The organism is Arthrobacter sp. S39 (genome assembly GCF_004320525.1).
Taxonomy (GTDB): Bacteria; Actinomycetota; Actinomycetes; order Actinomycetales; family Micrococcaceae; genus Arthrobacter.
In genome coordinates, this window is record NZ_SIHX01000007.1 from 254,532 (window position 1) to 268,926 (window position 14,395).

At 64.9% G+C, this 14,395-nt stretch carries 13 protein-coding genes, 1 tRNA gene and 2 rRNA genes; 6 read left to right on the plus strand and 10 right to left on the minus strand.

All coding sequences use genetic code 11. The features are described from left to right. Position 1: 1 nt before the first annotated feature. From EYS21_RS15890 to EYS21_RS15915, 6 genes are all read right to left on the minus strand, one after another. A complete protein-coding gene (locus EYS21_RS15890; RefSeq protein ID WP_242633452.1) occupies positions 2–361 on the minus strand; it encodes a DUF6510 family protein in 360 nt (119 codons plus the stop codon). Continuing rightward, positions 358–1,095, minus strand: a complete 738-nt coding sequence (locus EYS21_RS15895; RefSeq protein WP_131134177.1) for an FAD-binding oxidoreductase — start codon at positions 1,093–1,095, stop codon at positions 358–360. The genes EYS21_RS15890 and EYS21_RS15895 overlap by 4 nt, the downstream gene beginning before the upstream one ends. Before the next feature lie 10 nt (positions 1,096–1,105). Beyond that, positions 1,106–1,699, minus strand: coding sequence for a sulfite oxidase-like oxidoreductase (locus tag EYS21_RS15900; RefSeq protein WP_131134229.1), 594 nt, complete (start codon positions 1,697–1,699; stop codon positions 1,106–1,108). 120 nt (positions 1,700–1,819) lie between these two features. Further along, the gene (locus EYS21_RS15905; RefSeq protein ID WP_131134178.1) at positions 1,820–2,257 is read right to left on the minus strand and encodes a VOC family protein; all 438 of its coding nucleotides are present in this window, start codon (positions 2,255–2,257) and stop codon (positions 1,820–1,822) included. A 61-nt stretch (positions 2,258–2,318) separates the two neighbouring features. Beyond that, a tRNA-Thr gene (locus EYS21_RS15910) sits at positions 2,319–2,395 on the minus strand. Between the two features lie 155 nt (positions 2,396–2,550). Then, entirely contained in the window at positions 2,551–3,438 is an 888-nt protein-coding gene (locus tag EYS21_RS15915) for a thioredoxin domain-containing protein (protein ID WP_131134179.1), read from the minus strand. A 179-nt stretch (positions 3,439–3,617) separates the two neighbouring features. Here EYS21_RS15915 and EYS21_RS15920 point away from each other — a divergent pair, with 179 nt between their 5' ends. The 4 genes from EYS21_RS15920 (at position 3,618) to EYS21_RS15935 (ending at position 8,803) form a co-directional block, all read left to right on the plus strand. Continuing rightward, a complete protein-coding gene (locus EYS21_RS15920; protein WP_131134180.1) occupies positions 3,618–5,120 on the plus strand; it encodes a trehalose-6-phosphate synthase in 1,503 nt (500 codons plus the stop codon). Continuing rightward, positions 5,110–5,955: a trehalose-phosphatase gene (otsB, locus tag EYS21_RS15925; RefSeq protein ID WP_131134182.1), complete on the plus strand. Its 846-nt coding sequence runs from the start codon at positions 5,110–5,112 to the stop codon at positions 5,953–5,955. The genes EYS21_RS15920 and otsB overlap by 11 nt, the downstream gene beginning before the upstream one ends. A gap of 220 nt (positions 5,956–6,175) precedes the next feature. Continuing rightward, entirely contained in the window at positions 6,176–7,258 is a 1,083-nt protein-coding gene (gene ugpC / locus EYS21_RS15930) for a sn-glycerol-3-phosphate ABC transporter ATP-binding protein UgpC (protein ID WP_131134184.1), read from the plus strand. Positions 7,259–7,384: 126 nt separating this feature from the next. Beyond that, positions 7,385–8,803, plus strand: coding sequence for a DUF4032 domain-containing protein (locus EYS21_RS15935; protein ID WP_131134185.1), 1,419 nt, complete (start codon positions 7,385–7,387; stop codon positions 8,801–8,803). A 68-nt stretch (positions 8,804–8,871) separates the two neighbouring features. Here the strand turns inward: EYS21_RS15935 and EYS21_RS15940 are convergent, their stop codons facing one another. Continuing rightward, positions 8,872–10,242, minus strand: a complete 1,371-nt coding sequence (locus tag EYS21_RS15940) for an FAD-linked oxidase C-terminal domain-containing protein (protein ID WP_131134187.1) — start codon at positions 10,240–10,242, stop codon at positions 8,872–8,874. A gap of 203 nt (positions 10,243–10,445) precedes the next feature. Between EYS21_RS15940 and EYS21_RS15945 the strand changes: the two genes are divergently transcribed. Together EYS21_RS15945 and EYS21_RS15950 are read left to right on the plus strand one after the other, a co-directional pair. Then, entirely contained in the window at positions 10,446–12,173 is a 1,728-nt protein-coding gene (locus EYS21_RS15945) for a glycoside hydrolase family 13 protein (protein WP_131134188.1), read from the plus strand. A 5-nt stretch (positions 12,174–12,178) separates the two neighbouring features. Continuing rightward, the gene (locus tag EYS21_RS15950) at positions 12,179–13,219 is read left to right on the plus strand and encodes a LacI family DNA-binding transcriptional regulator (protein ID WP_131134190.1); all 1,041 of its coding nucleotides are present in this window, start codon (positions 12,179–12,181) and stop codon (positions 13,217–13,219) included. Here EYS21_RS15950 and EYS21_RS15955 read toward each other — a convergent pair. From EYS21_RS15955 to EYS21_RS15965, 3 genes are all read right to left on the minus strand, one after another. Next, positions 13,216–13,731 (minus strand): hypothetical protein, encoded by a 516-nt coding sequence (locus tag EYS21_RS15955; RefSeq protein WP_131134192.1) that lies wholly within the window; start codon positions 13,729–13,731, stop codon positions 13,216–13,218. The two genes, EYS21_RS15950 and EYS21_RS15955, sit on opposite strands and share 4 nt — an antisense overlap. Positions 13,732–13,938: 207 nt before the next feature. Next, positions 13,939–14,055 (minus strand): 5S ribosomal RNA (gene rrf / locus EYS21_RS15960). Between the two features lie 231 nt (positions 14,056–14,286). After that, positions 14,287–14,395 (minus strand): 23S ribosomal RNA (locus tag EYS21_RS15965); the annotation flags it as partial.

Genomic DNA, 14,395 nt, shown 5'->3' on the forward strand with positions numbered 1-14,395 from the left:
ATCAGGCCAAATCCTGGCCCTCCCGGTCAATCTGGAGGTAGCTCAGTCCGCTCACATCGAGCCAGTAGCTGGTGGGGGTTTCCACCAGGCGAAGGAGGACGCCCTCGCAGGACTTGCACCGCACAACGATTCCCGGGGCATCGGTGTAGACCAGCGCTTCTCCGAAAGCCCGGACAGCGCCGCAGTTCCTGCACCGGCCGATCGCTGCAATGATGTCGATGCGGAACACTTCCCACAACGGGCCTGCCACCGCATTTCCGTCGAGGTGGGGTATCGGATTGCCCGCAATTCCGGCGATATCCTGGTCCTCGAAGCGCGGGTCTCCGGCGCCTTGGGAGGGCGAACCATTTGTTCCAGTCACCGTAATCCTCCAGTTCCGCCGAAGCGTTCGGTCTTGATGGAGGCGGCCGGGTAGCCCGCCTGCACGAGCCATCCTGAGACCGTTTCGACAAATATCGTCTGGCCACAGATGAAGACGGCGGGGGCCGCTTCCACCGGCAGGATGGTTGCCAGCAGCGCTTCTTCCGAGAGCCGTTGGGGAGGATCAGGCCAGCCCTGCGGCGCTTGGCGCGTGTAGGCGTAGTCGACCACGAGTTTGGCGGACTCCCGGCTGAGAGTGAGCAGCTCCTCCCGATAGAACCCCGCCCCCGGCGATTTAAGGGAGTACAGCAGCCGGAACTGCGACGAATTATCCGCGGCCTCGTGCGCACGGATCATGGACATGAGCGGCACGATGCCGGATCCTCCGGCGATCAGCTGGACCGGGTTGGGGTCCGTTGGCCGCCAGACGAACCAGCCGCCCACGGGGCCACGGATCTCTAATTGATCGCCGACCATCAGGTTCCTGACCAGATAGGGAGAGACTTCACCATTGGCCAACTCGTCGACCGTGATCTCAATGATTTCGTCCATGCCTGCCGTGGCCAGGGAGTAGGACCGTACAGCCGTGTAACCGTCGTCGGCTGTAAGCCGGATATCGATGTGCTGGCCGGCGAGGTTGCCGTTCATTCCGTCGACCCGCAGCCCGATGGTCCTGGACGTTTCCGACTCGGGAACGCCGCTCACCACCTCGGCGACGCGCCAGAGCGTGCTCATCTGGGTGGCCTCATGAGTAGCGCTGTTCGCGCCACGGATCGCCGTGCAGATGGTAGCCGTTCGATTCCCAGAAACCGGGAATGTCCTCGTTCATCAGTTCGATGCCGTTGATCCACTTGGCACTCTTCCAAAGGTACAAGTGGGGCACCAGCAGGCGGGCCGGGCCGCCGTGGGCCCGTTCCAGTGGCCGGCCGCCGAATTCCCACGCCACCCAGGCCTGGCCGTCAAGGAGGTCCTGAAGCGGGACATTGGTTGTATAGCCGCCGTAGGAATGGGCCATCGTGAACTCGGACGTTGTTTCCACCTCGTCGAACAACGTGTCCAGGGATACGCCCCGCCACGTGGTGCCAAGCTGGGACCAGCTGGTGACGCAGTGGATGTCGGTCCGGATCTCAACCTGCGGCAGTGCCATGAACGCGTCCCAGGACCACGTGTGGCGTTGCCCCGCGCCAGTTGTAATGAAGAATTCCCAGTCTGCTGTGGCGATATTGGGTGCCGGGCCTGCCGTCAAAACGGGAAAGGTGTCCGTCTCGTGTTGACCGGGTGGTAATGCCGGGTTGCCGGCATGCCGTTTTCCGTGAAAACCAGACGAGATAATGCCCATCATGCACCTCCGCTGCGGAGACTGCCGGTCGACTTTGATCGGTTCCCCAACGATAGGCCAACGCCTGGCCGGGGTCCAGAGGTTCGCCGGCGTCGTCCAGGGACCGGGCCGATCCGGACGTCAGTCCTTCTTCAGCTTCTGGGCGAGCATCACGAGGATTCCGCTGGGACCGCGGAGGTACGTGAGCTTATAGACGTCGCCGTAGGTCGCCACGCCGCGCAGCGGAGTACATCCGTGCTTCGCAGCTATCTCAAGGGCCTGGTCGATGTCGTCGACCGAGAAAGCCACACGGTGCATGCCGATGTCGTTGGGACGGGTTGGGTTCGTCTCGATCGCTTCAGGGTGGATGTATTCGAAAAGCTCCAGTTGACCATGACCGTCCGGGGTTTGGAGCACCGCAATTTTCGCGTGGTTGCCATCAAGCCCGACGGCGGTGTCGGCCCACTCGCCGCTGACGGTGTCACGGCCAACGACCGTGAGCCCAAGGTCGGTGAAAAAGGCGATGGTTGCTTCGAGGTCCCTAACGGCGATACCGACGTTTTCAAGTTTGATGGCCATCCGTTGAAGCTACCAAGGCGGACCGGTTAGCTCCAGTGCCCAGATCTCAATCTGGCAGAAATGGAGCCTCCTGTCGGATTCGAACCGACGACCCCCGCTTTACAAGAGCGGTGCTCTGGCCAACTGAGCTAAGGAGGCGTGCCCTGAAGGGCCTGCGCCTGAACGGCGCTAGATAAGGTTAGCCCAAGTCCGCCCGCTGGTAAAAACCGCCGCAACCCGGACATCTGGCCAATCGAAAAGGCCCGGCCCCGGAGCAGAACCGGGGCCGGGCCTTCAACATGTACTGGGGCGGCTTATGCCTTCGCGTCGATCGCTGCCTGCAGGAAGTCGGGGAACTGGGTCTGGGCACTGTCGCCCTTGCCCCACTGCTTGCCGTCCACGAAGACGGACGGGGTGCCGGTGACGCCGATGGCTGCAGCTTCCTTGGTCGTGAACTTCACGTAGGGCCGGTAGGTCTTGTCGTTCACGCAGGCGTCGATGTTGACGCCCATGTCAGAGGCCATGGACTTGAGTTTGTCGTCAGAGAGGCCGGCTCCGCCTTCTGCGGGCTGATTCGCGAACAGGGAGTCCACAAACTCCGCGTATTTTTCCGGTGACTGGTTCACAACGCACGCAGCGGCGTTGGCCGCGCGTGAGGAGTAGTTCGTGGAGGACCGGTTGTCGAGGAACCCGAGCGCGCGGTATTCCACCGTAATCTTGCCCTCATTGCGCAGGGCAGTCAGCTGCTCGTTGTACTGTGCCTCGAAGTTCTTGCAGACCGGGCAGATGAAGTCGACGTAAAGGACCACCTTCACGGGCTTGCCGGCCTCAGCCTCGGCACCGGGGGCAACAACTTCCGCCGGGGCGGTCTCCGGCGGGTTTCCCACGGACGCAGCGTCCACAGTGGACGCATCCAGCTTCGCCACCTCGGTGTTGGCGAGCAAGGTGATGCCGCCGTGCACGTTGCCGTTGGCCGGCGTCGGTCCCTGGTCTGCGATCGGGGCGTTCTGCCGCATGGTGGTGGTCACCACGAGAGCCACAACCGCCAGGATGGCCACCACTGCCACCACAATGCCCCAGCCGATCAGGAGCTTGTTTCGCTTGTCCTTCTTAAGCTGCGCTTCGCGGATCAGGCGCGCCTTCTCGCGTGCCTCCGATGTTCGCTCAGCCTTGGACTTACGTACTTCATTTGCGGGGCTCATGTGTTCCTTGGGTCGATCGACGTGGGGGGACCACTCAGTGGCAACTCCATCATTTTAGGGGAGAAACCTGAGAGCTTGCGCTTTCAACTATTCCTCCAGTTGACCAACGGATGAATAGCAAGGAAGATTCCGCCCCGTTAGGGTGGGCTTAGAGGCACAAGCAACCCCAGGGGGCCGCAATGCAAACACCTGTCCAGGAAAAACCTACCTCCGAGCCTGACTCCGGACCTGCCGGACACGGCCAGGGCGATGGCACAAAATACGACTTCATGGTGGTGTCCAACAGACTGCCCGTAGACCGTTGCGCCCCGGGAGATAGCGGCGACGACGGCTCGGGCTGGCGGCGCTCGCCCGGCGGCCTGGTGACCGCACTGGCTCCGATGATGACCAAGACCGACGGCGCCTGGGTGGGCTGGCACGGCGCCCCGGATGAGACGGTCAAACCGTTCAGCCATGGCGGCATGGATCTCGTCCCGGTCCAGCTCAGCACCGACGATGTTGAGCTGTATTACGAGGGCTTCTCCAACGCCACTCTGTGGCCCCTGTACCACGATGTGATCGCTCCCCCGGAGTTCCACCGGACCTGGTGGGACGCCTACCGCAGGGTCAACAAGAGGTTCGCGGACGCCGTCGTACGCCATGCAGACCACGGCGCCACCGTATGGATCCAGGACTACCAGCTGCAGCTGGTACCCCGGCTGCTGCGCGAGGCACGGCCCGACCTCCGGATCGGCTTCTTCAACCACATCCCGTTTCCCCCGCCGGAAATCTTCGCCCAGCTGCCCTGGCGGCACGCCATCATCGACGGCCTCATGGGCGCAGACCTGGTGGGCTTCCAGCGCCCCAGCGATGCCGGCAACTTCATGCGCTCCGCCCGGCGGTTCCTGGGCGCAAGCGTCAAGCAGCAGCAGGTGCACGTCAAGGGGCACGACGGCGAAATCACCCACATCGCCAGGGCCCAGTCCTTCCCGATCTCCATCGATGTCGCCCAGATCAGCGAACTGGCCAACAAGCCGGAGATCATCGAGCGCGCCCGCCAGATCCGCCAGGACCTCGGCAACCCCAAAACCATCCTCCTGGGCGTGGACCGGCTGGACTACACCAAGGGCATCCGGCACCGGCTCAAGGCCTTCGAGGAACTGCTCAACGAGGGCAAGCTGACCGTCGGCGACGCCACACTCATCCAGGTGGCCAGCCCCAGCCGTGAGCGCGTGGAGCAGTACCGGCTCCTGCGCGAGGAGATCGAGGGCACCGTCGGCCACATCAACGGCACCTACGACACCATCCAGAACACGGCCGTACGCTACCTGCACCACAGCTACCCCGTGGAGGAAATGGTGGCGCTTTACCTCGCCGCCGACGTCATGCTGGTCACTGCCCTGCGGGACGGCATGAACCTCGTGGCCAAGGAATACGTCACGGCCCGCACGCAGAACGACGGCGCGCTGGTCCTGAGCGAGTTCGCCGGCGCGGCAGACCAGCTAAAGCAGGCCCTCCTGATGAACCCGCACGACATCGACGGGCTGAAGGACACCATCATGCGGGCCGTCAACTTGCCCCCCAAGGATTCCGCCCGCCGGATGCGGTCCATGCGCAAGCAGATCCTGGAACACGACGTGGACCACTGGTCCGCGGACTTCCTCCAGGCCCTCAACGAAAAGGTGGTCCGCGATGACTCCTGATGCCCGCCGCGCAAAAGGCCCGCTGACGCTATCCCCTGAACTCCTCGAGGCCGTCCGGCGCATCGCCCGGACCGAACACCTCCTGGTGGCCATGGACTTCGACGGCACCATCTCGCCGCTGGTGGACCACGCCGGCGACGCCCGCCCGCTGCCGCGCTCCGCCACCGCATTTGCCGGGCTCGCCGCCCTGCCGCGCACGACGACGGCACTCATCTCCGGGCGCGCCCTCGCCAGCCTGCGCGCCGTGGCTTCACCCCCGGTGGACACGCTGCTGATCGGCAGCCACGGCGCCGAGGCCTGGCTCGGTCCCGGATCCACGGAACTGACCCTGGACGAGGACCAGCGCGCGCTGCTCGCTGAAGTCCGGGGCATCCTGGAGGAGATCGTTGAACAGGCACCGGGCACGCTGCTGGAGGACAAGCCTGCCGGCGTCGTCCTGCACACCAGGCTGGCCACCCCGGACGTGGCCGAGGACGCCGTGGCAGCCGCCCGGGCCGTGCTGCAGGAACGCCGTGGCGTGTTCCTCAAGAACGGCAAGCAGGTCCTCGAAACGTCCGTTGTTAACGCCTCGAAGGGTGAGGGCGTGACCTTCCTCCGGCAGATCACCGGGGCAACGGCGGTCCTGTTCGCCGGGGACGACACCACGGACGAGGACGCCCTGGCCCGGCTGGAGTCCGGCGATGTCGGCGTGAAGGTGGGGCTCGACTTTACCCAGGCCGAGTTCAGGGTGGAAGCTCCGGTGCACGTCGCTGAACTGCTGGAGGCCCTGCTGCAGGAACGGAGCCTGGCGGTGGCTGAAGAGGAACCGGAAAACTTCGGCGGACACGGACAGTAGCCAAGCTCATATGTGACGTCCGTAACATTTGGTTCTTTTCGCCATTCATCTGACATACTCTTGCTTGTGATGTGGCGCACAGACACCGTGCGGCGTCACGCGATACTCCTCGGCTTCGGCCGGGGAGTACACGGCTGAAAAACCGTGGACAACTGAACAAACATGAACCATTCACAACGGATCGTCCGGCACGTACCTGCCGGTGAAGGGATTGATAACTGTGGCTACAGTTACTTTTGATAACGCTACGCGTCTGTACCCGGGCACAGAAAAGCCCGCCGTCGATAAGCTCAACATCGACATCGCCGATGGCGAATTCCTGGTCCTCGTTGGACCCTCCGGTTGCGGTAAGTCCACCTCGCTGCGCATGCTCGCAGGCCTTGAGGATGTCAACGCCGGCCGTATCCTCATTGGCGACCGCGACGTCACCGACGTTCCGCCGAAGGACCGCGACATCGCCATGGTCTTCCAGAACTACGCGCTGTACCCGCACATGACGGTTGCAGACAACATGGGCTTCGCACTGAAGATCGCCGGCGTCAGCAAGGAAGAGCGCGCCGAGCGTGTCCGCGAAGCAGCCAAGCTTCTTGACCTCGAGCCGTACCTGGACCGCAAGCCGAAGGCACTCTCCGGCGGCCAGCGCCAGCGTGTCGCCATGGGCCGCGCCATCGTGCGTAACCCGCAGGTCTTCCTCATGGATGAGCCGCTTTCCAACCTGGACGCCAAGCTCCGTGTCCAGACCCGTACGCAGATCGCATCCCTGACCCGCCGCCTGGGCGTCACCACCGTCTACGTGACCCACGACCAGGTCGAGGCCATGACCATGGGTGACCGCGTGGCTGTGCTGAAGGACGGCCTGCTCATGCAGGTTGACACCCCGCGCAACCTCTACGACAAGCCCAAGAACGTCTTCGTTGCCGGCTTCATCGGCTCCCCCGCCATGAACCTGCTGGAACTGCCCGTCGTCGACGGCGGCGTCCAGTTCGGCGGAACGGTTTACCCCGTGCCGCGCAACGTCCTCGAAGAAGCACACGGCAGCACCGTCACCCTGGGCAGCCGTCCCGAGGACCTCGAGCAGGTTGCCGCAGGCGAAGGCCTCCAGGTTGAGGTCGACGTCGTCGAAGAGCTCGGCGCTGACGCCTACGTCTACGGCCACACCCTCCTGGACGGCAAGAGCCACGACATCGTGGCCCGCGTCGACGGCCGCCGCCCCCCGATGAAGGGCGAGTCCATCCACGTCCGTCCGCAGTCGGGCCACGTGCACCTGTTCGACACCAAGACCGGTCTGCGCCTGGGCGACTAACATCAAACAGGTGATCGAGCCTGTCGAGATCTAAACCGACGGCGGCCCTCCTTCCTGGACGGGCCGCCGTCGGCGTTAACCCACGATGTTTAGGCCAGCCGCCCCTATGTACGGAAGAATTGACCCATGACCGAGGAAAACAGCGCCCAGTGGCACGACGAACCCACCGACTACGCGCAGATCGGCAAACTGCCCCGGTTTGAGGCGGCCAGCGCCAATGACAGCAAGCTCTCCGCGGTCTCCAGCTCGCTGAACATCACGGCGGCCGCCGCCGATCCGGAGCTCCTGGACCTCCCCTGGCACATCGCGCTCGAGGACTGGCCCGCCGAGAACCTCGCAGCACTCCCCCGCGGCATCTCCCGGCACATCGTGCGCTTTGCCCACCTGGGCGGCTCCGTCATCGCCATCAAGGAAACCTCCGAGCACGTGGCCCGCCACGAGTACCACATGCTCCGCAAGCTCGCCCGGCTGGACGTCCCCTGCGTCGAGCCCGTAGCCGTGATCACCGGCCGGACCACGCTGGACGGCCGGCCCCTGAACCCCGTTCTGGTCACCCGCCACCTGAAGTTCTCCATGCCCTACCGCGCCTTGTTCTCCCAGATGCTGCGCAAGGACACGCTCACCCGTCTCATCGATGCCCAGGCACTCCTGATGGTGCGCCTGCACCTGATCGGCTTCTACTGGGGCGACGTCTCGCTCTCCAACACCCTGTTCCGACGCGATGCCGGGGCCTTCGCGGCGTACCTGGTGGATGCAGAGACCGGCGAACTGTATCCGGACCTGTCCACGGGGCAACGCGAATACGACCTCGAAATAGCCCGGGTCAACATCGCCGGCGAGCTGATGGACCTGCTGGACGGCGGCCTGATCGAGGAGAAGGTGGACCCCGTTGCCACCAGCGAACTCATCATGGACAGCTACCGCCGCCTCTGGACCGAGCTGACGGAGAAGGAATCCTTCGAACTCGGCGAACGGTGGCGCGTGGGCGCCCGCATCCGCCGCCTCAACGAGCTGGGTTTCGACGTCGAGGAATACGCCATCAAAACCACGCAGAACGGTTCCACCATCCAGCTCCAGCCCAAGGTCGTGGACGCCGGCCACCACATGCGCCGGCTGCTGCGCCTGACCGGGCTGGACGCCCAGGAGAACCAGGCACGCCGACTGCTCAACGACATGGACTCCTTCCGGGCGGACAACAACCCGAAGATGGACGAGGAATACAGTGCCCACCTCTGGGTCAGCCAGGTCTTCGAACCGATCGTCCGCTCCATCCCGCGGGACCTGTCCCGCAAGCTCGAACCCGCCGAAGCCGTCCACGAGGTGCTCGAACACCGCTGGTACATGTCCGAGAAGCAGGAACGGCACATCCCGCTGGCGGAAGCAGTGCAGTCCTACATCGACTCCATCCTGCGGCACCGCCGGGACGAGGCAGCCATCATGCTGAACCCGGACACGGAAATGCTGAAGATCCTCGAAGTGGAAACAGAGGAGTCCAGGTACGGCGCCGACGAAGACATCGACGAATACCCGGACGTCGACGACTGACGAGGTCCCGTGGAGCCGCCCGCCGGTCGCAGCACGGCTGTGTTAAATCAGCCGGGATGGGCGCAGGCCTAGATGGCTTTCCCCGGGTTCAGGATGCCGGCCGGGTCAAAGAGCGCTTTGATCCGGCGCTGCAGCTCTCTGACCGGTTCCGGCTGCTCCAGTCCGAGCCAGCGAAGTTTGTACTGCCCGATGCCATGTTCGCCGGTGATGGTGCCGCCCATTTCCAGCGCGGCGTCAATCGACGCGTCCAGTGCGAGGTTCAGGCGCTGCATGGCGCCCTCATCCACGGCATCGTCCAGCCGGTCCACCCAGAACGTCGGGTGCAGGTTGCCGTCCCCGGCGTGGGCCACCACCTTGAGGCTGACCTCGTGGGCAGCGGCGATGGCCTCCAGCGCGGCCACGTAGTCCACCAGGCGGGAGCGGGGCACGGCGACGTCCTCACCCACCCGGTATTCGTCGTCGACCTCCACACCGCGGCTGTTGCGGCGCAGCTCCACCAACTGCTCGGCCTCGGCGGTGGATTCGGTGGTGACCAACGCCCCGCCGTCCGCCAGCACGGCCCGGACGACGTCGGCCTCCGCGGCAACGCCGAAGCCATCGGTCTGGATGAGCAGCAGGGCGCGTCCGCGCGTGGTGAGATCCGATCCGTGGATGCTGTCCAGCTGGGCCAGCGTGCCGCCGTCGAGCAATTCCATAATGGCCGGCTGGACGCGGGCCCTGCCAACGGCCAGGACTCCGGCGGCGGCCTGCCTGAAGTCGGGGTAGAACGCGGCGATGGTGTGCACGTCGCGGGGCAGGTACTTCAGCCGCACCGTGACGCCCACCACAATTCCCAGGGTGCCCTCGGAACCCACAATAAGCCCGGTAAGGTCGTAGCCGGCCACGCCCTTGAACGTCTGGTGTCCGGTGTGGATGAGGGACCCGTCCGCGAGCACCACGTCCAGCGCGAGGACCGAATCCCGCGTGACCCCGTACTTCGCGCAGCGCAGGCCGCCGGCATTCGTGGCGACGTTTCCGCCGATCGTGGATGTGCGGAAGCTCGCCGGATCCGGCGCGTACATCAGCCCGTGGGCGGCCGCCGCCTCGTTCAGGACGGCGTTCACCACGCCGGGTTCGACGACGGCGGTCTCGTCGTCGGGATTAAGGTCCAGGATGCGGTCCATCCGTTCCAGGGACAGGACCACGGAATTCCTGCTGGCGTGGGCGCCGCCAGAGACGCCGGTCCCGGCGCCGCGGGCAACTATCGATATGCCCCGGCCGGCACAACACCTCACCGCGGCCTGGACGTCCGCCACTGATTCAGCGAAAACCACCGCCAGCGGCAGCTGGAAGTCCAGCACGGGTGCCTGGTCCACTGCGTACCGGGCGAGCGTGGACTCCTCCGTACTGACCCTGCCCGGCCCGAGCGCAGTCTCCAGCTCCTCAACTATGCTGCCCACGCAGCCTCCAGTCCCGTCGTCGCACATGTCCTTCCAGTCTAGGGCCGGCTGGATGACGCGCCCGCGTCATAATCCCACTTCGACGATGACTGCAAGCGTTTCCACAGGTCAGGCCCAGGTCGCCCAGAAGGCGGGGACAATGGCCGCCCGAACTCGGCTGGAAGCGTTTTCATTTCTTTGCCTGCTCGTCTAGGGTAATTCCCATGTCTGTTGATTCCGTGATCTCCGCCACAGCAGCGCTGGCTGGACCGCTGACCCTGATCCACGACGCCGATAAGGCTCCGGGCTGGTGGCGCTCTGCCGTCATCTACCAGGTGTACCCGCGGTCATTCCGCGACCTTAACGGCGACGGCATCGGGGACATCGCCGGCATCACCGAAGGACTGCCGCACCTTGCAGACCTGGATGTGGACGCAGTCTGGCTGTCCCCTTTTTACCGGTCTCCGCAGCGCGACGCCGGCTACGACGTCAGCGACTACTGCGACGTGGACCCGATCTTCGGAACCCTGGGCGATTTCGACATCATGATGGCCGAAGCCAACCGCCTGGGCCTGCGGGTCATCGTGGACCTGGTCCCCAACCATTGCTCGGACCAGCACGCCGCGTTCCAGGCTGCCCTGGCCGCACCCGCCGGAAGCCCCGAGCGGGACATGTTTATCTTCCGCGACGGCAGCGGCCCCGAGGGGCACGAGCCGCCCAACAACTGGCAGTCCCACTTTGGCGGACCTGCCTGGACGCGTGTCATCGGGCCCGACGGCCAGCCGGACCAGTGGTACCTGCACCTCTTCGATTCGTCCCAGCCGGATTTCAACTGGGACAACCCTGCCGTGCATGCCGAGTTTGAGCGCGTTCTCCGCTTCTGGCTTGACCGCGGCGTGTCCGGTTTCCGCGTGGACGTGGCCCACGCACTGGTCAAGGCTCCGGGGCTTCCGGCTTGGGGCGGCCGGGCCGACGGTGGCAGTTCGGACGGCTTCCCGGGCCACGAGGCCCCCATGTTCGGCCAGCCGGCCATCCACGACATCTACCGCGCCTGGCGCCTGATCCTGGACGAATACGGCCCGGACAGGATCCTGTGCGCCGAAGCCAGCGTCGACCTCCCCCGCCTGGCGCACTGGGTCAGGCCCGACGAGATGCACCAGGCCTTCAACTTCCCGTACCTGCACGCCGGCCTGGACGTGTACCGGCTGCGGTCGGTCATCACGGACTCCCTGACAGTGCTCGATGCCGTTGGTGCGCCCAGCACCTGGGTGCTGTCCAACCACGACGTCGTGCGGCACGCCAGCCGTTTCGGTTACAACGGCTCCGGCCCCCGCGACGGCGACGGCATCGGCCCCGCGGACCAGCAGCCGGACACGGAGCTGGGCCGGCGCCGTGCGGCCGCAGCCTCCCTCTTTATGCTCGGCCTCCCCGGCGCTGCATACCTGTACCAGGGCGAAGAGCTCGGGCTTCCGGACGGCATCGACATCCCGGAAGGCATGCGCCAAGATCCCACGTTCGCAAGGACCGGCGGGGAACGCCTGGGCCGCGACGGGTGCCGTGTGCCGCTGCCCTGGAGTGCCGCGGAACCGCACCTGGGCTTCGGCTCCGGACAGCAGCCGTGGCTTCCCCTGCCGGCTTCCTTCAAGGAACTGGCGCGCGACGTCCAGGCCGCCACGCCGTCGTCGCACCTGAACCTGTACCGCCGCACACTGGCTGCGCGGCGGGAACTGGGCTTGGGCCGCGGCTCCCTCGCATGGGCCGAGGAATGGTGCACGGGCTCCTCCCTTGGTTTCGTGAACGGCACTACGCTGGTGCTTATGAACCTCAACCACGAGCCACTGGAAATGCCCGCGGGCGACGTGCTCCTCCGCAGCGCGGATCCGGAGTCCGGCCACTTCCTCGCCTCCGGCGAAACCGTCTGGCTGCAATTGGTGCGCGGCGACACGGAGTAGACCACATGGCAGGCATCAAAGACGTTGCCGACCGGGCCGGCCTCTCCATTGCCACGGTATCGCGGGCACTCAGCGGGAAGGCCAACGTTTCGGCGAAGAGCCGCAAGCTGGCCAAAACGGCCGCCGCGGAGCTTGGCTTTGTGCCGTCCTACCATGCCTCAAGCCTGGCATCTGGGCGGAACCACAACGTTGGCCTCGTGCTGCCGTCCGTGCACCGCTGGTACTTTTCATCAGTCCTGGAGGGTGTCTCAGCCACGCTGCTGGATGCCGGCTACGACCTCACCCTGTACAACGTGGGGGACCAGGCGGTGCGGCGCGAGAGCGTCCTGAACGACTTCCTGCTGCGCAAACGGCTCGATGCTGTGATCGCCGTTGCCTTAGTACTTACGGACGACGAGATCCAGCAGCTCCTGGCCATCCACCGTCCCATCGTGGGCATCGGCGGGGCGCTGGCCGGCGCATCGACGATCCGGATCAATGATTCCGGACTGTCGCGGATGGCAACCAACCATCTGATCCAGCTGGGCCACACGCGCATAGCCCACTTGACCGGTGATCCCGCACTGAACCAGGACTTCAAGCTTCCCGGAATCCGCCAGGCCGGTTTTGAGGCCGCGATGAAGGACGCGGGTTTGCCCGTCCGCCCTGAATGGCAGATCTCAGCCGATTTCACCATCCAAGGCGCGTATGCAAGTGCGCGCCGGCTCCTCGGCATGGGGACCGAACGGCCCACGGCTGTCTTCGCGGCGTCGGACGAAATGGCCATCGGCACCATTCTCGCCGCCCGCGACTTTGGCCTCAGGGTTCCGCACGACCTGTCCGTTATCGGCATGGACGGCCACGAGCTCGGCGAGGTCTTTGGGCTGACCACCATTAACCAGGATGCCCGCGGCCAGGGGGCCCTCGCAGCCCGGCTCCTGCTGGAAACACTCGACGCCGGCGCTGCCGCCGGTAATGATGGTGCCGCAACTCCTCGCGGGGCAACTGACCGGGAGTACCCGACGGAGCTGGTTATTCGCACAAGTACGGCCGTACCGCCTGCTTAAGCTTGTTCCGCCGTCGTATCCACCGGAGTGCCGCCCATAAAGCGCACGTACCGTTCCAGCACTATTGGCCAACGAGCGGCGTACTCTGCCCGGGCACGCGCCGGGTCTTCGGCACCCTCCCAGCCGTCATGCACCAGCCGGACCTCAGTGCCCTCAGCGACGGCCCTGAAGGCCACACGCAGTTCCGTGGACCACAACGCCGTGGTTCCGGGGTGCCAGGTCGCATGGAACGACAGGGGCGGCTGCCAGTCGTCGATGGTCCCCCAGATCGACGTCCGGCCATCGTCAGCGGTTTCCAGGATCAGGTTTTCTTCAAATTCCACGTAGGACCCGGCTCCGTAGACGCCGTGGGACTCCAGCGGCCACCAGAGGTGCGTGTGGTCCGTGAACCCGGCAAAGGCCTGGGCCACGTGGCCGGGAACGATCACCGTGAGGATATAAGGGTCCAGGGCGTCCGGAGTGTCCGCAGGATCCTGGGTGGGGCCACTTGCGTGGCTGAAGAGGTTATCCATGGACAGCAACTTTACCCGCGGGGCAGCCGTGGCGATTTTCCCACCCAGGAAGCTCTCGCAGTTGATGCGGCTTTTCCAGCAACCCTCTCGCGGTTGTTGGGGGGGGTTTCGGGTGGATGCTCCCTCACCGTGGGGGTTCAGCGGGGGCGGGTGGTTAAAGTGGGAGAGCCTCCAGACTGTGTCTGGAGGCTCTCGACCTTAATGATGTTCCGGCGGTGACCTACTCTCCCACACCCTCCCGGGTGCAGTACCATCGGCGCTGTGGGTCTTAGCTTCCGGGTTCGGAATGGGACCGGGCGTTTCCCCCACGCTATGACCGCCGTAACCCTTCTACCCGTCACGCACCAGTGGTGTGTGTGGGAAATCTGTGGTTACAACATGCTCCTGCCGGTGATGGCAGGTGTGGTGTTGTTATTCAGTTGTTGGTTCCTGTGCAACGTGCCCGTGGTGTCGGGTTTGTTGTTTGGGAACCACATAGTGGACGCAAGCAGTCTTGTTTCTTTTTACCAATGCATTGGTGTGAACGTCTTTTGAATGCCGTTCACGCATTGGTGTGTGGTGTAAGTTATCGGCCTATTAGTACCGGTCAGCTTCACGAGTCGTTAGTCCTCGCTTCCACATCCGGCCTATCAACCCAGTGGTCTGGCTGGGGGCCTCTCACACA

What these genes read in the sequence shown, in the direction of transcription:
- EYS21_RS15895 (WP_131134177.1), bottom strand. Translation starts at nt 1,095, where the DNA reads ATGAGCACGCTCTGGCGCGTCGCCGAGGTGGTGAGCGGCGTTCCCGAG.
- EYS21_RS15900 (WP_131134229.1), bottom strand. Translation starts at nt 1,699, where the DNA reads ATGGGCATTATCTCGTCTGGTTTTCACGGAAAACGGCATGCCGGCAAC.
- EYS21_RS15905 (WP_131134178.1), bottom strand. Translation starts at nt 2,257, where the DNA reads ATGGCCATCAAACTTGAAAACGTCGGTATCGCCGTTAGGGACCTCGAA.
- EYS21_RS15915 (WP_131134179.1), bottom strand. Translation starts at nt 3,438, where the DNA reads ATGAGCCCCGCAAATGAAGTACGTAAGTCCAAGGCTGAGCGAACATCG.
- EYS21_RS15920 (WP_131134180.1), top strand. Translation starts at nt 3,618, where the DNA reads ATGCAAACACCTGTCCAGGAAAAACCTACCTCCGAGCCTGACTCCGGA.
- otsB (WP_131134182.1), top strand. Translation starts at nt 5,110, where the DNA reads ATGACTCCTGATGCCCGCCGCGCAAAAGGCCCGCTGACGCTATCCCCT.
- EYS21_RS15935 (WP_131134185.1), top strand. Translation starts at nt 7,385, where the DNA reads ATGACCGAGGAAAACAGCGCCCAGTGGCACGACGAACCCACCGACTAC.
- EYS21_RS15945 (WP_131134188.1), top strand. Translation starts at nt 10,446, where the DNA reads ATGTCTGTTGATTCCGTGATCTCCGCCACAGCAGCGCTGGCTGGACCG.
- EYS21_RS15950 (WP_131134190.1), top strand. Translation starts at nt 12,179, where the DNA reads ATGGCAGGCATCAAAGACGTTGCCGACCGGGCCGGCCTCTCCATTGCC.
- EYS21_RS15955 (WP_131134192.1), bottom strand. Translation starts at nt 13,731, where the DNA reads ATGGATAACCTCTTCAGCCACGCAAGTGGCCCCACCCAGGATCCTGCG.